Raw genomic sequence first — 19,357 nt, 5'->3', positions numbered from 1 at the left:
GATTTAATCGTCCCCTGCTGCAGTCGTCCGTTCGATTCCCTCGAGGCCGGGAATACCCTCGACCCCCATCGATGCCAGTTCGCGTTTGAGCTCCTGTTCGTCCTCGACGTTCTGAGAGAGTTCCATCGACTGGGCGAAGTTCTTCACCAGCCCACAGTTGGGTCCCTCCGGCGTTTCGGAGGGGCCGATGCGACCCCACTGGGTCGCGTGTAAGTCCCGCGCCTCGAAGTGGGGCTGCGAGCGCGACAGCGGGCTGCGCAGCCGTCGGAGGTGAGAGAGCACGCCCATGAAGTCAGTTCGGTCGACGAGCTGGGAGACGCCGGAGCGGCCGCCAACCCAGTTCCCCGTCGCGATCGGGTGCTCGAGTCGCTCGGTCAGCACGTCCGAGCGAACGACCGTGTTCACCGAGAGCTGTCGGTTACGCATGTTCGCGCGCTCGAGCTGGTATTTCACGTCCCGTGCCAGCTTGTTCAGCGCGGTCCGGAACAGGTCTTTCATCAGGTCGCCGGAGACCTTCAGGCGCTTGTTCGCGTAATGGTCCTTGTCGTCGGATTCGCGCCGTCCGAGTGCGAGCTCGAAACAGGCTTCGGCCATCCGACAGAGGTAATGGGCCTTGTTGATCCGGACGTCCTCTTCCTCGACACCGTCCTCGTGGAGATGTGGCAGGAGATACCGGTCGATGACGTAGTTGGCCCGCTTGAGCTGGTAGTTTTTGCCCTGCCCGGAGGCGACCCGTTTCCCGAGCGCTTCGATGGCTTCCTCCTCGCTCTGGACCGTTGCTTCCTCCAGATTCTCGAGCATGTACTTGACGACCTCGGGGTCGTTCGAGACCTTGTGGACGATCTCCTCGTCCGACTCGAGACCAAGCGCACGCACGAGCGTCACGAAGTTAATCGAACCCGACACCGAGGGGAACGAGACCTCGAGCAGGCCGTCACGCGTCCGCTCACACAGGACCAGCGCGCGGTAGCCACGGCGCTGCGAGAACGTCTTGGCGACCTGAATCTCGTCGCCGTACTTGGTGTCGTACTCGGCAAGGATCTTGTTCGGAGCGAGGTCCTCGCTGGTCATGAGCACTCGCTCGGAGCCGTTAACGATGAAGTAACCGCCGGGGTCTGCGGGGTCCTCGCCGATCTCGATGAGTTCCTCGTCGGAGAAGCCGGCGATGTTACACTTCTCGGAGCCGACCATGATCGGCATCCGACCGATCTTCGTCTCCGTCGAGTCGACGACCCGCTGGTCGCCCTCCTCGCCTTTGACGATGGACATCTCCATGAACACCGGCGCGGAGTAGGTGATGTTGCGAAGGCGAGCCTCCTGGGGATAGAGCAACTCCTCGGAGCCGTCGGCCTCGCGAACGCGGGGGGTAACGACGCGGACGTCGCCCAGTTCGACGTGGACCGGCTCTTCGCCTTCCTTGTCGCCGATGTCCGTGTCGATCGTCGCCTTCTCGTCGACGACCTCCTGCATGCCTCGGTTGAGGAAGGCGTTAAACGAGCGATAGTGGTGTTCGGCGATCCGTTCCTTCGAGAAGTATTCGCGCGAGATCTCTCGACGTTCGTCGCGATCTAGTTCCATTGCCATTTATTCTACCACAAGTCGGTATACCACTGCCTGATCGGTTGTTCGTGAGTCTCGGACGATTTTGATCACGTCGCCGACCTCGGCCTCGTCCGGAAGGGCAGGGTCGTTGCGCTTGATCTTCGGTAAGTCTGTACGATCGATGTTGTATTCGGAGAGCACCTCCTCGAGTGTGTCCTCCTCGAGGACGGTGTGCTCCGGAACCAGTTCGTGTTGGCTTACGTCTACCATGTGTGGGTGTGCGTGTGCGTGTCGGCTATCTGGAGAGAAGCGGCTGTCACGAGATACTACAGGCAAGTAGCGGTGGGAGGCATTTAACCGTTACTAACTCGAGGCACAAGCAGGGCTACCCGGCCAGACGAACCAGACCGGAATCGTCGATCACACTCGAATGTATCCGGTTCTCAGTTATATTCCTTATGGGTCGTGTGAGTTTATGACATGAATGTGTGTCGGAGTGGCCGAAATCGTGGCGCGGCGGGCCGTACCATACGGCATCCGATTGAAAAGCCTTAATACTATCACCGGGAAAGAAAGCATTGCAAGCCCGGGTGGTGTAGTGGCCCATCATACGACCCTGTCACGGTCGTGACGCGGGTTCAAATCCCGCCTCGGGCGCTTCTTCGATTTCTATTCCATGAGCGACCAGCTTTGCTGTGTCGCAACCATCCGAAATCGAAGAACGGCGAATCTGGATTTGAATCCTGCCAGTCGCGCACAGCGAACGGAGTGAGCGAGCACGTCTGGCTCTGGTTCAAATCCCGCCTCGGGCGCTTTCTCAAAATTCAACGTCACGAGCAGTCAGCTTGCTGTGTTGCGAGTATCCTGGCTTCGAGAAATTCAAACTCCTGAGCAACTGGGTTTGTTGTCTGCCAAACAGTCATACTCGAGCAGTATCCGGAGTGGCAATCGTTCGAGGGAGAGGAAAGGAAACGAGCTCGTTTGTGAGCAGACTGGAGTGCCCATCGCAGTTGTGTTCCGTTACCAGTAATTTCTGGTGGATATTGTGGCGTGTATACTCTCAGCATAATTGAACAATGGTCAGCGGTCGAACTCGAGGCGAGGCCTGACGTTATGTTAACAGAGCAGAAGAGCGAGTCGAGAACACAACCCTTAATACTATCACCGGGAAAGAAAGCATTGCAAGCCCGGGTGGTGTAGTGGCCTATCATACAACCCTGTCACGGTTGTGACGCGGGTTCAAATCCCGCCTCGGGCGCTTTCTCGAAATTCAACATCGCGAGTAGCCAGCTTGCTGTGTCGCGAGTATCCTGACGTCGAGAAATCCTGCCTCGAGCGGTTCTTCGATTCAGTTAGTGGATAGTCTAACGAGATATGTGATTAGAAGTCATATTTAATCCGACCAGTCTATATCGACAGCCGGCGATCAGAGACAGACTGTTGCTATCCCCGTTCTCACCCCCTTTTGACTCGCTTTTGAGGCTCAGTTGTCACTCTCGCACTCGAACGATGCGTGATACAGGAGAGTTGCCGGCCTGAGCGAACAGCCGTGCTATCGAGTTCGAGGTCGCTGTGACTGCGTCCCGAGTGTCTCGTCCCACTCGATCCAGTCTTGTTCCCAGCCGCGACGTGATTCGGCGCGTCGCTGCGCTCGTTCGCGGTCCTCGCGGGCCATCCGGTTTCGCTCGACTGCCCCCGACTGCTCACCCTCGACGAGCAGCGGCTCGAGAGTGATGGGATCGAGTTGCTCGAGCTCACCAGCGGCCGAGATGACCGCAAGTCGCTGTCGCTGCGTGCCACGCGGGAAGACCAGCTGCCCGTCCTCGGCGAGTTGCTCGCGGAGCGCACGTGGCGGGTCGACGACGGCCGCCTCGAGGAGAATTCGGTCGAACGGCGCGTACTCGGGAAGGCCGTTTGCGCCGTCGCGGCAGTCGACGAGAACGCCATCGTAGCCGGCCGCCGCAAGGTTTCGGCGCGCTTCGGCGACCAGCGGGCGGGAGATATCAACGGCGTGGACGTTGGTCTCGCCGACGATTTCGGCTGCGACGGCGGCCGTATAGCCGACGCCGACGCCGACGATCAACACCGTCTCGTCGTCCTCGAGTGCCAGCGCCTGCAGCAAGCGAGCGGCCGTGCTGGGCGAGAGAACACGGGTCCCAAGCGCTTCGTGCTCGCGGTCCGCGTAGGCCGTCTGTTCATCGTCGAGAAAGGCGTGGCGAGAAACGTCACGCATCGCGACGGAGACGGTTTCGTCCGTGAGAACGTTCTTTGGCGCGGCCTCGAGGCCGTCGACCATGTCCTCTCGCAGTACCGCGAGGTCCATGGGCTAGCTATCGGATCGGCAGTAATCAATGGCGCGCTTGTGCGGCCTCGGTGATCGCATACATCTCAACGAATCGATCATACTGTGGTCGATTCGCTCACGTGAGCTCCCCAGCCGGTTCATCGCATCGACGTGCGGCATAACAGGCTTGGTACCCCGCTCGTAGAGGATCTCGTCACTGTCGAAGACGAAACGGGATCAAAGAGCTGCTCGAGAACCGTCGTGTCCCAACCGTGAATAGAGCGTTCAGGGGCTCGTGGGCCCTCACGTCGGGCTGGTCTTACCAGGCCGACCAGGCGCTGCTTTGCTCGTCGTAGGCGTAGACGCGCTTGATATCCTTCGCGAAGGCGGTATCGCCTGGCTCCTCGAAGCGGTCCCGCCGGTAGCCCGACGCGTCGTCGCGGACGACGAAGGCGTCGATCTCGAACTCGTCGTCGCCGAAGGTCTCGACCGTGCCGACCTCGAACTCGTAATCGCCGGGGACGTGGACCGTAATACTCCGGCTGTCGTCGCGCGAGCCGTCCTGTGGGTGGACGGTGACGTTGACCGCCACGTTGTCGACCTCGCGCGTCCAGACGGTCTCGATCTCGTCAGCAGGTGCCTCGTCGACCCGCTTCTGGCCGTCGAGTTCAACGCTCGTGACGCGAACGGTCGAGAGCACTTCCTCGGTTTCGAGAATGAACTCGTCGCCGACTTCGACGGTCTCGTCTTCGGGGGCGGTGACGTTCGCGGTGAACGACTCGCCACCCTGGGAGACGACCACGTCGAGGGTGACCTCGCGTTCGGTGTCGGGTTGGATCTTGTGGACGTGACCACACTCGCTGCAACGAACGGTCAGGGTGCCGCCGCCCGTCGTGAGTACCTCGTGGACCGTCTCGAGGTCCGGCGAGCAGGAAGGACAGGGGGTCGGAACCCGATCCGGTATATCGCTCATAGCCCGTCATAGAGGCTACGCACTGAAAAGGCGATTGAAGCCGTCGTCGTCGCCGTGTCACTATAGTAACAACTGAAACGATTTACACACCGATCGCACAGCCGTCGTGCGATCGAGTGTGCATTGACTTTCAGTGGCTACTATAGTTGTCCTGAATCGCGTCGATGACCATCGCAGCAGCCACGACGGACTCTTTCGGGACGGAACTGGCGTCGTCGATAGTAATCTCGTAGCGGTCCCGCAGTGAGCGGAGTTTGCCGTCGATGGTCCCGATGTGAGCGCCGTTTCGATCCGTGATTTCGTACTCGTGTGGAATCCACTTACCGAACGAGACGACTTGCGAGGCCGATCGTATCAGTCGGCTGCAACCGGCAGGTCGATGGGCTCGCCATCCGCGAGAACGGTCGGCTCGCGAATGATGCCGTCGAGGTGGATCGGCGCGTCCGTGTCGCCGCCGATGCCCGCATCGTCGCCGATCGCGATATGAACCGTGCCGCCGGCTTTCTCGTCTAACAGGACTGAACCGACGAGTTCCGTGACGGCGACGTTGGTCCCGATGCCCAGCTCCGCGAGGTTGTAGGCGGCGTCGCCGACCTCGTCTGCCGCGTTCCCGACCGTCTCGCGGATCTCGTCGTCCGAGATGTGGGTGACGAGGCCGTCCTCGACCTCGAAGGTGAGCCGGTGGCCGTCCTCGAGCAACCCGTGTGGTCGCATCGTCCCGTCGACGACGAACGTGCCATCCGCGGTCGTGGGGCTGATGAACACCTCGCCGGCCGGCAGGTTCGACATCTCACCGGGTTCGTGGACGATCCCGGTGTCGGCGAGCCACTCGCGGTCACCGACGCCGAAGGTGATGTCGGTGCCGGCGTCGGTCGTGACACGGATCTCGTCGGCGTCGGCAACCTGCTCGCGGACCGCCTCGCAGTGGGCAGCGATCGAGTCGTAATCGGCGTCCAGCCCGGTCGTGAAGACGTCCTCCGTGATGCCGGGCAGCGTCGCGACCCGCGCCCCGGCCTCGTTGGCATCGGTTCGAGCGCGGGTGTGGCTCAGGCTCTTTGTCGTCGGCGCGAGCACGACGTCAGCGCCGGCCATCGCCGCTGCCACCGGTTCGGGCGGTTCGCTACCGTGGGTTTCACCCGGCGGATAGCGGACGATCACGGCATCGTCGATGACCTCGCTCGCAACGTCGTAGAGCGCTTCCCCGATCGGAACCCGTTCGTCGTCGGTGATGATGGCACACGACTCTCCCGCCTCGAGACCCAGACACTGGCGGACGGCCGTCTCCGCCGCGGTTCGAAGTGCTGTCATACGTGCGTGTGTGGCGAGCGGGCCGATATGTCTTGCCCTCATACGGTCTGCTCTGCCATGTTCCGGAGGGACCACAGAGCGGTCGCAGTCCCACCAGAATGGACTGACAGGAGTCCATCTCAATCGCGCTCGCGGCGTCTCGAGCAGTGTGAACGGCTCCCGAGATCGGGCTCGAGAGCGATTGAGAACTTCGATTCGAGTAAGAATCGACCGCGAGTCCTCGAAACGATTATCCCGCTCGGTGGTCCACTCCCGGGTATATGCTACAGGTCGCCATCAACGGCTACGGTACGATCGGCAAACGCGTCGCGGACGCCGTCCGCGAACAACCCGACATGGAGGTACTCGGCGTCGCGAAGACGCGTCCGAACTTCGAGGCCGAAACAGCGATCGACAAGGGATTCCCGCTCTATGCAGCCGTCGAGGAGCGCGAACACCTGTTCGATGAGGCTGGGCTCGAGATCGCAGGGCCAGTCGAGGACCTCGTCGACGAGGCCGACGTCGTCGTCGACGCCACGCCGTCGGGGATCGGGGCCCAGAACAAGGAACTGTACGAGGAATACGACACCCCGGCGCTCTATCAGGGTGGCGAGGACGCTGACCTCGTCGACGTGAGTTTCAACGCACGCTCGAACTTCGCCGACGCCGCCGACGCCGATCACGTCCGCGTCGTCTCCTGTAACACGACCGGGCTCTCGCGGGTCATCTCGCCGCTGCGAGAGGCTTACGGCGTCGAAAAGGTCCGTGCGACGCTGGTCCGGCGTGGCGGCGACCCCGGCCAGACCGACCGCGGCCCGATCAACGACATCCTGCCGAACCCGGTTACGATCCCCTCTCACCACGGTCCCGACGTCGAGACCATCTTCCCCGACCTCGATATCGACACGCTCGGGATGAAGGTACCCGCGACGCAGATGCACATGCACAGCCTCAATGTCACGCTCGAGGAGGAAGTCGACGCCGACGACGTCCGCGAGCTGTTCGCCGACGAGTCGCGGCTGTTCCTGATCCCCGAGCGGATGAATATCGACGGCAGCGGGAAACTCAAGGAGTATGCCCTCGACGCGGGTCGACCCCGCGGCGACCTCTGGGAGAACTGCATCTGGGAGGAGTCGATCTCGACCGTCGGGAACGACCTGTATCTCTTCCAGGGAATCCACCAGGAAAGCGACGTCGTCCCCGAGAACGTCGACGCGATCCGTGCCGTCACCGGCAGCGCCGACGCCGAAGAGAGCATCGAGCGGACCAACGAGACGCTCGGCATCGGACTATAGACGCCGTTTGCTCTCGAATCAACGGACAGAGTTATAGTAACGACAGAAAGTTTTTGCCATCCGATACCCTAGGCATCCCCATGCGCCGAGACGACCGCGACGAACCCTTCGACGACCTGTTTCGCGAGATCGAACGAATGATGAACGAAATGATGAACAGCACGAACGCCAACATGGATTTCGACTCCGCGCGAGACCCTGACAGCGGCTTCGGCATGGACACTCACGTCGACATCCACGAGACCGACGAAGAAATCCGCGTCGTCGCCGACCTGCCAGGCGTCGAAAAGGACAACATCGACCTCGAGTGTGACGGCAAGACCCTGACCATCTCCGCCGAAAGCGAACACCGCCAGTACGACGAACGCGTCTCCCTGCCGACCCGCGTCAACGAACACACCGCCGCCGCGACCTACAACAACGGCGTCCTCGAGGTCGTCTTCGATCGCGCGGAGAGTTCCTCGGATATCAGCCTCGAGTAACCGAGCCGTCGCGGTCGCAGTTTTGATTTCGATTTCACGCTCGATTAGCAACGCTGCGAATCGCAGCCGCCAGCCGGTCGTAAAACCCCGCGTCGTACTTCGTTTTCTCGTCGATCGTCGGCCGGGCGTTCGTCTCGTTGACCACCAACCGATCGCCTGTCTCGAGCAGATCGACCCCCAGAAACGGAATCGCGAGTTCGTCAGCAACTGATTCGGCGAGCTCGCGCCACGCCTCGGGGAGGTCAACACCGGTCGCCGTCGCCCCGCGATGGACGTTGTGCTTCCACTGGCCATCGCTCACTGCCACATCGGATAGCTGGCGCTCGACCGCGCCGACGTACTCGCCCTCGAGGACCATCACGCGATAGTCGGTCGCCGCGGGCAGATACTCCTGAACCAGAAACGACCGGTCGCCAGTCGCCCGATAGTCGTGGACCAGCGAGAGGTAGTCACAGATCCCCAGAAACGAATCGAGGTCGTGGGCCTTCGCGACGCCGACGCCTCGTGTCGTCGAGTTCGGCTTGACCACGACCGGCGGCTCGAAGCGCTCGAAGACCTCGATCAGTTCGGTCTCCGAGACGTCGTTCGAGACGTAGACGGAGTCAGGAACCGGGAGCCCGACTCGCTCGAGCCGGGCCAACACCTCGGCTTTGTTCCGCGAGGTCAACACGGCCTCGTGGTCGTTGAGCCACGGAATCTCGAGCAACGCGTCAGCAACCCCCCCTTCCATGAGTCGGCCGGGATAGACGAAGCCGACGTCGTAGTCGTCGGGGTCCCACGGCGGGTCGCCGAGCGCGACCGTACGCTCGCGCACGGGCACGTGGTGAACATCTATATCTCGCTCGGCCAGTGGCTCCCGCATCCGCCGGAACGTCTCCTGGTCGTTGGCGACCGCGAGATCGATCATAGGCATATTCGGGAGTAGATCGGCAAAAAGGTGCTCGAGACGAGACTCTCGAACTCGAGCTGCGGTGGCCGGGAGTGCGACTCGAGCACTGCGAGAGACGCACAACCCGGGGGAGGGCAGGCCGCTCACCGAAACTCACCGCGAGCGACCGAAGGCGCGGCGCTACGCGCCGCGCAAAGACGAACGGCCGACGGCCGTGAATCAGTGAGCGAGCGGGCCGACGACCGATGTGAACGAGCGACGCTCAGGAGCGAGAGAGCGGAGAGAGGAGTGCTTTTGGTCCAGCTTTTACCGAGTGACAGCGCGTCGTGCAGCAGCAACGCTGCTGCCGACGTGAAACGAACGTGGTCCGAAACGCCGAAGGCGTTTCGTCATCAAGCGAAACCGAAGGTTTCGCGGACATCGCGGATCTCAGATCCGCTCAGTCACGGAAGACGCGTTGCGTCTTCCGAACGACAGTGTAAAAGGTGGTTTTACGCGATCAGCTTCTCTTCGCCCTTCTCGACGACGACACGGCACGGCGGCGAGATCTTGTTGTAGGCACGCCGAAGCGCGTCCTTGGCGAAGTCAGCGTCGTCGACGTCACACCAGATCGTGAAGATGCGCTCGCCGGCGTCGATGCGGGCGGCGGTGCCGACGATCTTCCCGAATGCCTGACGCATCCCGTCGGAAACACGGTCTGCACCCGCACCCGTCGCCTGCTTGTTCTCCCGAATGACGTGGTGGGGGAACTTGCGCAGGATCATCGTGTAGTTGCCCTCGCCAGCGTTCTTGAGCATATGACGGTTCGCGGAGAGGCGCGACGCCTCGAGGCTCCCGTGGCGGATCTGGACCTCTTCTTCGGTGATGAGGCTGATCTGGACGGGGTAGTCTTCGGCGTCCGCCGAGGTGTCGCCCATCTTGTGCTGTGCGATCTTCGAGCCCGGGATGCCAGTGATGTATTCGCGGCGCGTATAGGCCGGCTTACTGATCTCCCGGTACATGGAGGCAGGCTTGTCTGACATGGTTGTGGTTACTTGTGAAAACGGAAGCCCACCGCGCGGATAAAGGCTTCGAAGCGCCGCGTCGGCCGTTCCGAGACTGTCCGCAAATCAGGTCCGCTGTCGCGTCCCTCCTGAATGCCGGCGACCCCGCGAACCATGTCGCTGGGCAGGTCAGCAGCCAGCGAGAGAACGAAGCGATGAAACTACCGACCACCGGATCGCATCTCTCCCTGCAAGCGGCGTATGAACCGGTTTGGCCGGTAGTCTCAGTTGTTCCGACGGGTCGAGTCGGTCGCGACGTAGGTGGCATCGGTCTGTTCGACGAGTCCCTGACTCGCAAGCGAGTTGAGGACGCTCAGAATCGCCAGTTTCGGCAGCCCCAGCGACTGGTGGAGGTCGGTCGCGGTCGCACCTTCGGATGCCTCGAGATAGAAGTAGACGAGTTTCGCCTGCGCGGAGTCGAGTTCGGACGGGAGGCCAGCCGGGTGAGCGGTGTCGTGGGTCAGTTCCATCATCGTACCAACAGAATCCATGAACTCCCGTATAAGTCTATGGGGTAGAGAGTATATAGTGGTTAGTAGATACTAGGAGGATTATACTCATCAAAGGTTCGTGGTCACTAGTATCATGGATGGTTGTGTCATAGTGAGTGGTTCAATTCGACTCGAGTGAATCTGATCATGCGAGCACCGCGCTGCAGATAGCGGCTGTGCTGTCGGTTCGACGGCGTGTTTAAGGGTTCGCCGCCGCAAGGGGATTGTATGAGAAGCTTCCGGATCGGATCCTTGTTCGGCATTCCGATCAAGCTAGATCTGACGTTCCTGCTAGTGCTCCCGCTGTTCGCGTACCTCATCGGGTCACAGATCGAAGAGGTCGCGGGATTGCTCAACGACGGGCTCACCGCAGGAATCAATATCGGTGCGATTAGCGGCGGCTTGATGCCATGGATCCTCGGGCTGACTGCGGCGGTCGGCCTATTCATCGGCGTCATCCTCCACGAACTCGGACACTCGTTGACCGCCCAGCGGTTCGGATTTCCGATCGACTCGATCACGCTCTGGCTGTTCGGTGGCATCGCCGCCTTCTCGGAAATGCCCGAGAACTGGCGACAGGAACTCACCATCGCCATCGCTGGCCCGATCGTCAGCGTCCTGCTCGGTATCGGCTCCTACGCACTCTTCTCCGTGATCCCTGCAAGTCTCAGCGGTGCGCGATTCGTCTTGGGGTATCTGGCTATCCTCAACGTCGCACTCGCGATCTTCAACATGCTGCCCGCGTTCCCGATGGATGGCGGCCGAGTGCTGCGAGCGCTGCTGGCCCGCAATCAACCATACGCGCGGGCAACCCAGCAAGCCGCCAGCATCGGCAAGCTGTTTGCCATCGCCATGGGCCTGTTCGGTCTCCTCTCGTTCAACATCATCCTCATCGGCGTCGCCTTCTTCGTGTTCATCGCCGCCTCGAGCGAGGCCCAGCAGGTGACGATGAAAGCCGCTTTTCAGGACATCACCGTCAGCGATATCATGACGCCGGTGAGTGACCTCCACACAGTCGATCCCGAGACGACTGTCGCGGAGTTAATCCAGCGAATGTTCACCGAGCGCCATACGGGGTACCCGGTCGTCGAGAACGATGCGTTCGATGGCGAGCGCCTCGTCGGTCTCGTGACCCTGAGCGACGCCCGTGCAGTCGAGCCGGTCGAGCGCGATGCATACACCGTCGAGGACGTGATGACGACGGACCTGGAGACGATCACGCCAGATTCGGACGCGATGACGGCAATCGAGCGGATGCAGAAACACGATATCGGCCGCCTGCTCGTCGTCGAAGACGACGATCTCGTTGGGCTGATCTCGCGAACCGACGTGATGACCGCGCTCGATATTGCTCAGCAAAGCGGTGCATCCGCCTTCTCCGGTCGGCCGCGAACGGCGAACTGAGACCGTCGGGCGAACCGATTCGCCACCGATCGTGAGGGGCTGAAACACACCGTTACAGTGGGGAACGCTGCGAACAAACGGTTTAACCGTAACCAGGGCTGACCCTGTATCGATGCCACCGGCCATCGAGACCGTCGATCTCGTTAAAGAGTACGGAGAGCTACGCGCCCTCCAGGAACTGTCGCTGACCGTCGAGGAAGGCGAGTTCTTCGGCCTGCTCGGTCCGAACGGTGCAGGGAAAACGACCTTTATCAACACGCTGGTCGGACTGGTTCGCAAGACCGGCGGCGAGGCACGCGTTTTCGGCTACGACGTCGAAGACGATTACCAGCAAGCCCGCGACGCGATCGGGGTTGCTCCACAGGAGTTCAACGTCGACCGGTTTTTCCCGATCCGCGAAGTCTTGGAGCACAAAGCCGGCTATCACGGCGTTCCCGCGGACGAGGCCGCCGACCGGGCCGACGAAGTGCTCAAACGCGTCGGGATCTACGACAAGCGAAACGAGCGCTTCGACTGGCTCTCCGGCGGGATGAAACGACGCCTGTTGCTCGCTCGAGCCCTCGTTACCGACCCCGATCTGCTGATTCTAGACGAGCCGACCGCCGGCGTCGACGTCCAGCTTCGCCACGACCTCTGGGAGCTCGTGACCGAACTCAACGAGGAGGGGACGACGATCCTGCTGACCACCCACTACATCGAGGAGGCCGAACGCCTCTGTGACCGCGTCGCAATCATGAACGAGGGTCGGAAAGTGACCGTCGCGACCCCGGACGAACTGAAAGGACGCGGAACCGACACGATCGCCGTCGGCCTCGAGTCCACGCCAGCCAGCGCACCCGAACTCGGCCCCTACGCACACGAGACGACGCTCTCCGGGGATCGACTCGAGGTCCGTGTCGACGACGGCGGCTCGATCGCCCCGCGCTTGCTCAACGACCTCGAAGCGCGAGGCTACGAGATCGCCGACCTCGAGATCACCCGGACCTCGCTCGAGGAGATCTTCGTCGACCTGACCGAGCGCGAGGACCGCTCCGTGACCCGCTCGACGGCCGAGAGCGCGAGCGACGGTGACGAGTCCGAAACGAGCGAGACGGACACCCCGCCGAAGCGAGAACAGGAGGGAGTCGCCTGATGTCCGCGGTCGGCTTCCGCGTGCCTTTCCGACGCGAGGTGTTCGAACGACCTCGAGAACGCTGCGTTCTCGATCTGTCACGGTCGCTGGAACGAGTATATAAGAAAAACAGAACATTCAAGATTTCTTCAAAGGTGATCAAGCATGAGCGTTGCCAGTAGACAGCTACAGTCGCTAATCAGACGCGAAGTACTCCGATTCGTTAGACGTCCGTACAACACGTTCCTCCCCCCATTGATAACAAACGTGCTCTATTTCTCCGTCTTTGGGGTGATCCTCGGAAGTAGAATCGGGACGATCAGTGATGTGACCTATATCCAGTTCGTTTTGCCCGGGCTGGTCGTACTGGGTGCCATATCGAATGCCTTCGAGAACGCGTCGTTCAGTATTTTCCACGGGAGGTGGAACGAGTACATCCACGAAGTCATAACATCTCCCCTGTCACACAGTTATACGGTTGCCGGATACGTGCTAGCAAGCGCACTTCGCGGCTTCATCATTGGTGGCCTGATCATCGGTGTTGGCTTTCTCTTTACGTCAATTCCGTTCGCTCACCCGCTCTACCTGGTTAGTTTCGGTGTCGTAACGACGACCCTCTTTGCCGGGCTTGGAGTTATCGGTGGGCTGTTCGCAGAAGACTTTGACCATCTGACGGTCATGAACCAGTTCCTGCTCCGACCGCTGGTGTTCTTTGGAGGAGTGTTCTATTCATTAGACCAGCTCGACGGGCTGGCCTACACCGCCTCACTGCTCAACCCAATGGTCTACATGGTCAATGGGGTCCGATACGGAATGCTGGGAATGAGTGAGATAAACCCGAATACGTCTCTCGTCGTGCTTACAGCTGCGACTGTAGTCGTTCTTTTCATCAATCTGTTATTATTCAAGCGAGGGGTTGGAATCACTGATTAGCAAGTCGTCTACGCTGCGAGCATGATACGTAGACAACACCCTCTCTAAATTTCCCACTATTCACGGCGATCTCCGTCGAGCACCCACTCTACCTGCTTGTCACGCTGATCGTCATTACGGCGCTGGTCGCCAGCTTCGGGATCATCGGTGGGCTGGTCGCACTGGACTTCGACGATCTAACCGTCATGAACCAGTTCATTAGCCGCCCGCTGGTCTGCTTCGGCGCGATGTTTTACTGCCTCGAGACGCTGCTGGGGTGCTGGCAGCAGGGTTCACTGTTACCCCCCTGGTGTTGATCGTCGACAGCGTCCGAGATGGCTTCCTCGACGACTTGGATCTGGTTCGGATCGTACCAGCGAGCTATGATACGGACTACTGTCAGTCATTTCCGGTGCACCCGCGACCCGCACTGCGGTTGCACCGGTACATCGTTACAGCAGACCGTATGAGAGGATCATCCCGTTGGTGTCGCTCGCCGCGCTCACTGTCGTCGTGGGGATCGACATCGATCTGTTCAAGACTGTCTACAGATTGAAGGGTTGACAGTTGGGGCGGAATGGAACGTAACCGTTTTGATGACCATTGCGCCTGTGTCTCATATGGGCACGGATCAAGACGTCCTCGAAGACTTGCTTGCCGGGAACCAGCGCCACGTTGCCGGTCTCGCCGACGACCACTTCGCCGACGTACAGGACGGACAACAGCCTGACGTCGTCTCGATTTGCTGCTCGGACTCACGTGTCCCGCAGGTCGATATGTGGGACGCTAACGAGCCCGGGACAGTCTTTACACCCAGTAACATCGGCAACCAGGTCTGGGACGAAGTCGACGGCGACCAGATCGTCAACGGCGGGCTGCTGTACCCGATCGCACACGCCGGCACCGAGGTCGCAGCCGTTGTCGGCCACACCGGCTGTGGGGCCGTCACCGCCGCCTACAACGTTGCGACCGGTAGCGACATGCCCGGCCCGCAGGGGGTCGACAAATGGGTCGACCTGCTCGTGCCGGTCGTCGAGGAGGCCATCGAGAGCGGGCAGGTCGACACCGACGCTGACGACGAGACGGTCATCAACCAACTCGTCGAGTACAACGTCGACACACAGGTCCAGTTCCTTCGCGAGGCCGCGGACGTCCCCGACGACATCGCCGTCTACGGTTTCGTCTACGACTTCCAGGGAATCTACGGCGACGACGGCGGCCGCACGTATCTCGTCAACTACGACGGCGAGACCGAGACGGACGTGATCGCCGAGCAGATCCCCGACGAGTACGCCGACGCGGTTCGTCGGCTGCTCGCGTAAGCAGGCATCACAGCGGGCGACGACACCACACTTCGGCGTCTCCCCTGAACCGAGCGTCGGTACCGTTTTGCTGATCGCGTCGAAACGACACCACATGCGACAGTATCTCGAATCCGATCTCGGCTTCTACTACGGCGTCGGTATCTTCGTCATCGCAGTATTCGTGTTGGGGATGGCGGCGGTTGCCATTATCGACCCCGACGGCGTGGGCACTGTCGAACTCGTTGGGCTCGCGGGCGGGTTTTTCGTGTTTATGCTGGTGTATTTTATCTCGGTCTCGGTCCAGCGACTCGAAGACGGCGAGAACGTCTGAGACAGGCTGCTATACCGATGTCCCGGTGGGCCCGCAGGACGGTCGCGGGTGCACCGGCACTGACCGACAGCAGTCCGTATCAACGGTCGAAAATCGTCGAAATACGGCCAAGAGGGACTGTAACAACTAATTTCGAAATATGATCCGATTCGGAGGGTTTATCAGTACCCGGCCGTTCTCTTTAGAAGCAATGGCGAAAGGAACCGTTGATTTCTTCAACGACACTGGCGGCTACGGATTCATCGAGACTGAGGACGCGGACGACGACGTTTTCTTCCACATGGAAGACATCGGCGGCCCGGACCTGGAAGAAGGTCAGGAACTCGAGTTCGACATCGAGCAGGCCCCCAAGGGCCCGCGCGCGACGAACGTCGAGCGCCTGTAAGGCGGATTCGTACAGTATCGACTCTTGACTGCAGTATTTTACACCCCTGAGCGACAGCGTTGTCGATACTCACGATACACCACGAGAGTACCTAGCGGTTAGAATATCGACACGATACTTGGTGAGTCCAGCGACAGGTCGTCTCTGACGATCCTGACGACGGTGGGCCCCACTGAATACGCCGTTCTGTTGTTCAACCTCGTCTTCTTGTGTGGCATCATTGGCGGCCTGTGGTATCTCTTTGCAAGGCTGCGACGTCTGCTGTAGCGAGAGCGCAGCCAGCGGCCGATCCCGGAGAATTTTGTGGCTCCGGCACCGACTCGAGGTATGACCGAGCCAGTCCTGCGACGGAGCGACGAGATCGAATACGACCCGGTCGATGCCGCCGACGGCCTCGAGAAAGGCGTCCTGCTCAACGACGACCACGGCGCGCCCCACTTCGCGATCCGGCGGTTCGTCCTCGAGGCCGGCGGGGAGGTCCCGAAGCACACCAACGAGGTCGAACACGAACAGTACGTCCTCGCGGGCGCGTACACGGTAGGTATCGGTGACGAAACCTACGAGGTCGAAGCCGGCGACTCGTTGCTCATTCCGGCGGGCACGGTCCACTGGTACCGCAACGACGGCGACGAGCCAGGCGCGTTCATCTGTGCGGTTCCGAACGGCGATGACGAGATCCAGTTGCTCGAGTAACGCTGCTCGTCTACAGTCGCCAGCCCTGCTGCCGACGACGGGAATCTCCGTCGCTTCCGGGTTCGTGCAGGCACATACTGGACGTATCCCACTAGCCGGCGATCAGTAAGACGAGAGTCGAGAAGGCATGCAATCTCCGCAGCCGATGACTGCGCTCGAAATCGGAGCCGAGAGACGAACGACGCTTCGACGCGGCTATTGTGGAGTCGTCCAGTCGAATTCTCGAGACGGAGATGTCGGTTCGTCCTCATCGGCAGCAACTGTGTCTCCATCGACGTCGGGCGACGCATCGTCCGAGACGGTCGAGTCGACCACGTAGTCGTCAGCGGCCGGGAGTTCGGCGTTCGGAGCCATCGTTTCCGACTCGATCGCGTCGGGACCAGCTAGTTCGGCGTCGACCTCGAACGCCGACAGCGCGTCGGATAGTTCCCGTGCCTGCTCGGACAGCGACGTGGCGGTGTGTGAGACCTCGACGAGCGAGGAGGTCTGTTCTTCGGCAGCCGCGGCAACCGTCTCCGCTTCGGCGCTGGTCTCCTCGCTGATCGCCGTGACGTCGTCGGTCATCGTCACGATCCCCTGGGTCGCGCCGGCCTGCTGTTGGGTCGCCGCCGAAATCTCCTGGACGCCCTCGTTGGTCTCTTCGGCGAACGCCGAAATCTCCTCCAGCGAGGCGACCGTCGTCTCGACTGCGCTGCGGTGGTCGGCGATCCGCTCGTCGGTCTGTCGGACGACGGCTGCGACCTGGGCGGTCTGCTCGCTGACCTGCTCAAGGCGCGCTTCGATATCGGTTGCGGCCTCCTGGGTGTCCGCGGCGAGGGACTTGACCTGGTCTGCAACCGCGGTAAACTGGGCGTCGTCCGAACTCGAGCGGGCGGCCTCGATGCTGGCGTTGAGCGCGAGCATGTTCGTCTCCTGGGTAACGTCGGCAATGAACTCGAGGAGGTCGTCGATCGCCGCGATCTCCTCCTCGAGGCGGGCGACTTCCGCGACGGCGTCGCTGGCCTCCTCCTCGATGGCGTTCATACCGGCGATCGCCCGCCGGGCCGACTCGCGGGCGTCGGCACTCGTCGTCGCGGTCTGCTCGGCCAGCGTCGCGACCTGCGAGGAGGTCGCCGCGATCTGCTGGGTGGTCGTCGAGAGTTCGTCGACCTCGTCGCTGATCGTCGCGAGGTGGTCGCTCTGGCGCTCGGCACCGTCGGCGATCTGCTGGACCGAGCTCGTCACCTGTTCGGAGGCCGACTGGACCTCCACGACGCCGTTGGCCGTCGAGTCGGCGGCCTCGTCGACCGCGTCGGAGAAGGCCCGCGTCGCGGCCACCGTTGCCTCGAGATCGTCCATCATGTCGTTGAACGCCGCCGCGACCGTCGCCATCGCCTCGCTGTCGGCGTCGAGATCGAGGCGTCGCGTCAGGTCGCCGTCGGCACAGGCACGCATCGTCGTCCCGTACTCGTCGGCCGTTTGCTCGAGTTTCCGGGAGAAGCGCTCGGATTCCGAGCGTTCCCGTTCGGCCTCGGCCCGGGCGGCCTCGGCCTCCTCGAGCCGATCGCGCAGCGACTGGCGCATCTGATCGATCGACCGATGCAACTCGCCGAGTTCGTCCGAGCGGGTCGACTCGAGCGGGTCGTCGAGGTTCCCATCCTCGATGGCCGCGGCCCGTTCCGAGAGATCGCGCAGCGAGCGAGCCGTGTTCCGGCCGACCGTCGCACCGAGTACGAGCATGCCCCCGAATGTAACCGCGAGCATCGCGAGGAGCCAGCTGGAGATCGTCGACTGGAGCGCGTAGGCATCGGCCGCTGGGACGCGGGTCGTCAGCGTCCACCCGTCGTGCTCGAGTGGGGCGTAGCCGACGACGGTCTCGCTGTCTGCTGACCCGGCGTCGATCGACGTCGTCCCCGTGCCGTTCGCGACGGTTTCGGGCTCGAGTACGTCGTCTTGCAACAGCAGCGATCGTTCCTCGGCGAGGACGATCGTCCCCGAGCGGTCGACGACGACCACGTCGTCGTGGTCGTCGGCCCCGATCATGTACCGGGACAGCGACTCGAGGTCGACGAGCCCGACGACGACGTGGTCTGACTCGCCGGGGACGCCGCTGACGGCGAGCACCGCCGGCCGGCCAGCCTCGGTTTCGAACGCCTCGGAGAAGACGACCTGGGAGTCGTCTTTCAGCACGGTCGAAAGCTGGGCGTCGACCGCCTCGGTGACGCGACCGTCGTCAGTGATGACCGTGTTCGTGCCTGCGTTCGCGTGGATGGCACCCGTCTCGGCATCGACGTAGTACGCGCCTTCGAACGCGGTGCGATCGTTCATCCGGTGTAACGAGTCGCTGATCGCCACCCGGTCATCGCTGCGAAACGCCGACGAGCGGGGCAGCGAGCTCAGATAGCGCTCGGTCGATCGAAACCAGATGTCGATTCGGTCGGCATCCGTTTCGGCGCTGGTGACGAGTTGTGACTCGACATCCGACTCGAGTTCGTCACCAGTCTGTGCATAGATCGTGCCGCCGAACGCACCCATGATGAGGAGGATAACCGCGAGTGCAGCGAGAAAACGAAGCGCATAGCGGCGGCGAACGATCGGGATGTGCTCCCACGGATTCAAACCCATATGGTGACATCCTCGCCCGTCCTAAAGGACGGGGCTTCCTACAAGGGAAGCCTCGCGTCGAGGGAGATTTCAGGACTCAAAGAGCGCAAGCGNGTGACATCCTCGCCCGTCCTAAAGGACGGGGCTTCCTACAAGGGAAGCCTCGCGTCGAGGGAGATTTCAGGACTCAAAGAGCGCAAGCGTCGTCTGTCGGGGTTGCCGACTCGGCGTGCGGTGTCCTGTGGCCGTGTCACAACGGCTCCCATCCCGTGGCGAGTCATCGCGTTCCGGTTTCCAAGGAACGCTCTCTCCCCACGGGTCAACGCGACCAGCGATGTTCGCTGCTGC

18 protein-coding genes, 2 tRNA genes and 2 pseudogenes are annotated in these 19,357 nt (G+C 61.6%); 11 read left to right on the top strand and 11 right to left on the bottom strand.

From position 1 onward, the window contains the following. Positions 1 to 3 precede the first annotated feature (3 nt). Positions 4 to 1,584, bottom strand: a complete 1,581-nt coding sequence (locus C476_RS00255; protein ID WP_049911512.1) for a DNA-directed RNA polymerase subunit B'' — start codon at positions 1,582 to 1,584, stop codon at positions 4 to 6. Next, on the bottom strand, positions 1,585 to 1,812 hold the full coding sequence (locus tag C476_RS00250; RefSeq protein WP_008008677.1) for a DNA-directed RNA polymerase subunit H: 228 nt from the start codon (positions 1,810 to 1,812) through the stop codon (positions 1,585 to 1,587). Positions 1,813 to 2,126: 314 nt separating this feature from the next. On the opposite strand from C476_RS00250, the gene C476_RS00245 reads away from it, so the two are divergent. Both C476_RS00245 and C476_RS00240 read left to right on the top strand, forming a co-directional pair. Beyond that, positions 2,127 to 2,199, top strand: a tRNA-Asp gene (locus tag C476_RS00245). Positions 2,200 to 2,727: 528 nt separating this feature from the next. Continuing rightward, a tRNA-Asp gene (locus tag C476_RS00240) sits at positions 2,728 to 2,800 on the top strand. Between the two features lie 294 nt (positions 2,801 to 3,094). Here the strand turns inward: C476_RS00240 and C476_RS00235 are convergent. The 4 genes and pseudogenes from C476_RS00235 to C476_RS00225 all read right to left on the bottom strand — a co-directional run bounded on the left by C476_RS00235 (position 3,095) and on the right by C476_RS00225 (position 6,107). Then, entirely contained in the window at positions 3,095 to 3,865 is a 771-nt protein-coding gene (locus tag C476_RS00235) for a protein-L-isoaspartate O-methyltransferase family protein (protein WP_008008675.1), read from the bottom strand. 280 nt (positions 3,866 to 4,145) lie between these two features. Continuing rightward, positions 4,146 to 4,799, bottom strand: a complete 654-nt coding sequence (locus C476_RS00230; RefSeq protein ID WP_008008673.1) for an HVO_0476 family zinc finger protein — start codon at positions 4,797 to 4,799, stop codon at positions 4,146 to 4,148. A gap of 130 nt (positions 4,800 to 4,929) precedes the next feature. Next, positions 4,930 to 5,145: pseudogene (locus C476_RS19250) on the bottom strand (hypothetical protein); the annotation flags it as partial. Between the two features lie 8 nt (positions 5,146 to 5,153). Continuing rightward, positions 5,154 to 6,107 carry an aminopeptidase gene (locus C476_RS00225; RefSeq protein WP_008008671.1) on the bottom strand — a complete coding sequence of 318 codons (954 nt, stop codon included), beginning with the start codon at positions 6,105 to 6,107 and terminating at the stop codon, positions 5,154 to 5,156. A gap of 260 nt (positions 6,108 to 6,367) precedes the next feature. Here C476_RS00225 and C476_RS00220 point away from each other — a divergent pair, with 260 nt between their 5' ends. Both C476_RS00220 and C476_RS00215 read left to right on the top strand, forming a co-directional pair. After that, positions 6,368 to 7,381: a type II glyceraldehyde-3-phosphate dehydrogenase gene (locus tag C476_RS00220; protein WP_008008670.1), complete on the top strand. Its 1,014-nt coding sequence runs from the start codon at positions 6,368 to 6,370 to the stop codon at positions 7,379 to 7,381. 80 nt (positions 7,382 to 7,461) lie between these two features. Continuing rightward, positions 7,462 to 7,863, top strand: a complete 402-nt coding sequence (locus tag C476_RS00215) for an Hsp20/alpha crystallin family protein (protein ID WP_008008669.1) — start codon at positions 7,462 to 7,464, stop codon at positions 7,861 to 7,863. 34 nt (positions 7,864 to 7,897) lie between these two features. Here C476_RS00215 and C476_RS00210 read toward each other — a convergent pair whose 3' ends face one another. The 3 genes from C476_RS00210 to C476_RS00200 all read right to left on the bottom strand — a co-directional run bounded on the left by C476_RS00210 (position 7,898) and on the right by C476_RS00200 (position 10,286). Further along, a complete protein-coding gene (locus C476_RS00210; protein WP_008008668.1) occupies positions 7,898 to 8,770 on the bottom strand; it encodes an ATP-grasp domain-containing protein in 873 nt (290 codons plus the stop codon). A gap of 473 nt (positions 8,771 to 9,243) precedes the next feature. Next, positions 9,244 to 9,774: a 50S ribosomal protein L16 gene (locus C476_RS00205; RefSeq protein WP_008008667.1), complete on the bottom strand. Its 531-nt coding sequence runs from the start codon at positions 9,772 to 9,774 to the stop codon at positions 9,244 to 9,246. Positions 9,775 to 10,019: 245 nt separating this feature from the next. Beyond that, a complete protein-coding gene (locus C476_RS00200) occupies positions 10,020 to 10,286 on the bottom strand; it encodes a helix-turn-helix domain-containing protein (RefSeq protein WP_241430453.1) in 267 nt (88 codons plus the stop codon). Between the two features lie 228 nt (positions 10,287 to 10,514). On the opposite strand from C476_RS00200, the gene C476_RS00195 reads away from it, so the two are divergent. From C476_RS00195 to C476_RS00165, 7 genes are all read left to right on the top strand, one after another. Next, positions 10,515 to 11,690, top strand: a complete 1,176-nt coding sequence (locus tag C476_RS00195) for a CBS domain-containing protein (protein WP_008008665.1) — start codon at positions 10,515 to 10,517, stop codon at positions 11,688 to 11,690. Positions 11,691 to 11,802: 112 nt separating this feature from the next. Continuing rightward, positions 11,803 to 12,822, top strand: a complete 1,020-nt coding sequence (locus C476_RS00190) for an ABC transporter ATP-binding protein (RefSeq protein ID WP_008008664.1) — start codon at positions 11,803 to 11,805, stop codon at positions 12,820 to 12,822. Between the two features lie 144 nt (positions 12,823 to 12,966). Then, positions 12,967 to 13,734, top strand: coding sequence for an ABC transporter permease (locus tag C476_RS00185; RefSeq protein ID WP_008008663.1), 768 nt, complete (start codon positions 12,967 to 12,969; stop codon positions 13,732 to 13,734). Between the two features lie 599 nt (positions 13,735 to 14,333). Then, complete coding sequence (locus C476_RS00180) at positions 14,334 to 15,035, top strand: carbonic anhydrase (protein WP_008008661.1); 702 nt, start codon at positions 14,334 to 14,336, stop codon at positions 15,033 to 15,035. A gap of 94 nt (positions 15,036 to 15,129) precedes the next feature. Continuing rightward, the gene (locus C476_RS00175) at positions 15,130 to 15,348 is read left to right on the top strand and encodes a hypothetical protein (protein ID WP_008008659.1); all 219 of its coding nucleotides are present in this window, start codon (positions 15,130 to 15,132) and stop codon (positions 15,346 to 15,348) included. 190 nt (positions 15,349 to 15,538) lie between these two features. After that, entirely contained in the window at positions 15,539 to 15,733 is a 195-nt protein-coding gene (locus C476_RS00170; protein WP_005554588.1) for a cold-shock protein, read from the top strand. A 327-nt stretch (positions 15,734 to 16,060) separates the two neighbouring features. Then, the gene (locus tag C476_RS00165) at positions 16,061 to 16,426 is read left to right on the top strand and encodes a cupin domain-containing protein (RefSeq protein WP_008008632.1); all 366 of its coding nucleotides are present in this window, start codon (positions 16,061 to 16,063) and stop codon (positions 16,424 to 16,426) included. 195 nt (positions 16,427 to 16,621) lie between these two features. Here the strand turns inward: C476_RS00165 and C476_RS00160 are convergent, their stop codons facing one another. Together C476_RS00160 and C476_RS19240 are read right to left on the bottom strand one after the other, a co-directional pair. Then, positions 16,622 to 19,030, bottom strand: coding sequence for a methyl-accepting chemotaxis protein (locus tag C476_RS00160; protein WP_008008630.1), 2,409 nt, complete (start codon positions 19,028 to 19,030; stop codon positions 16,622 to 16,624). A gap of 159 nt (positions 19,031 to 19,189) precedes the next feature. Beyond that, positions 19,190 to 19,357, bottom strand: a pseudogene (locus tag C476_RS19240) (RNA-guided endonuclease TnpB family protein); the annotation flags it as partial.

The sequence above is a fragment of the Natrinema limicola JCM 13563 genome (assembly GCF_000337475.1).
Lineage (GTDB): Archaea > Halobacteriota > Halobacteria > Halobacteriales > Natrialbaceae > Natrinema > Natrinema limicola.
This window is presented reverse-complemented; position numbering and strand designations above follow the sequence as displayed.

Coding starts and splice junctions, on each gene's coding strand:
- C476_RS00180 (WP_008008661.1), top strand. CDS start 14,334: ATGGGCACGGATCAAGACGTCCTCGAAGACTTGCTTGCCGGGAACCAG.
- C476_RS00195 (WP_008008665.1), top strand. CDS start 10,515: ATGAGAAGCTTCCGGATCGGATCCTTGTTCGGCATTCCGATCAAGCTA.
- C476_RS00225 (WP_008008671.1), bottom strand. CDS start 6,107: ATGACAGCACTTCGAACCGCGGCGGAGACGGCCGTCCGCCAGTGTCTG.
- C476_RS00220 (WP_008008670.1), top strand. CDS start 6,368: ATGCTACAGGTCGCCATCAACGGCTACGGTACGATCGGCAAACGCGTC.
- C476_RS00190 (WP_008008664.1), top strand. CDS start 11,803: ATGCCACCGGCCATCGAGACCGTCGATCTCGTTAAAGAGTACGGAGAG.
- C476_RS00185 (WP_008008663.1), top strand. CDS start 12,967: ATGAGCGTTGCCAGTAGACAGCTACAGTCGCTAATCAGACGCGAAGTA.
- C476_RS00250 (WP_008008677.1), bottom strand. CDS start 1,812: ATGGTAGACGTAAGCCAACACGAACTGGTTCCGGAGCACACCGTCCTC.
- C476_RS00160 (WP_008008630.1), bottom strand. CDS start 19,030: ATGGGTTTGAATCCGTGGGAGCACATCCCGATCGTTCGCCGCCGCTAT.
- C476_RS00170 (WP_005554588.1), top strand. CDS start 15,539: ATGGCGAAAGGAACCGTTGATTTCTTCAACGACACTGGCGGCTACGGA.
- C476_RS00230 (WP_008008673.1), bottom strand. CDS start 4,799: ATGAGCGATATACCGGATCGGGTTCCGACCCCCTGTCCTTCCTGCTCG.
- C476_RS00235 (WP_008008675.1), bottom strand. CDS start 3,865: ATGGACCTCGCGGTACTGCGAGAGGACATGGTCGACGGCCTCGAGGCC.
- C476_RS00255 (WP_049911512.1), bottom strand. CDS start 1,584: ATGGCAATGGAACTAGATCGCGACGAACGTCGAGAGATCTCGCGCGAA.
- C476_RS00200 (WP_241430453.1), bottom strand. CDS start 10,286: ATGGATTCTGTTGGTACGATGATGGAACTGACCCACGACACCGCTCAC.
- C476_RS00205 (WP_008008667.1), bottom strand. CDS start 9,774: ATGTCAGACAAGCCTGCCTCCATGTACCGGGAGATCAGTAAGCCGGCC.
- C476_RS00215 (WP_008008669.1), top strand. CDS start 7,462: ATGCGCCGAGACGACCGCGACGAACCCTTCGACGACCTGTTTCGCGAG.
- C476_RS00175 (WP_008008659.1), top strand. CDS start 15,130: ATGCGACAGTATCTCGAATCCGATCTCGGCTTCTACTACGGCGTCGGT.
- C476_RS00165 (WP_008008632.1), top strand. CDS start 16,061: ATGACCGAGCCAGTCCTGCGACGGAGCGACGAGATCGAATACGACCCG.
- C476_RS00210 (WP_008008668.1), bottom strand. CDS start 8,770: ATGATCGATCTCGCGGTCGCCAACGACCAGGAGACGTTCCGGCGGATG.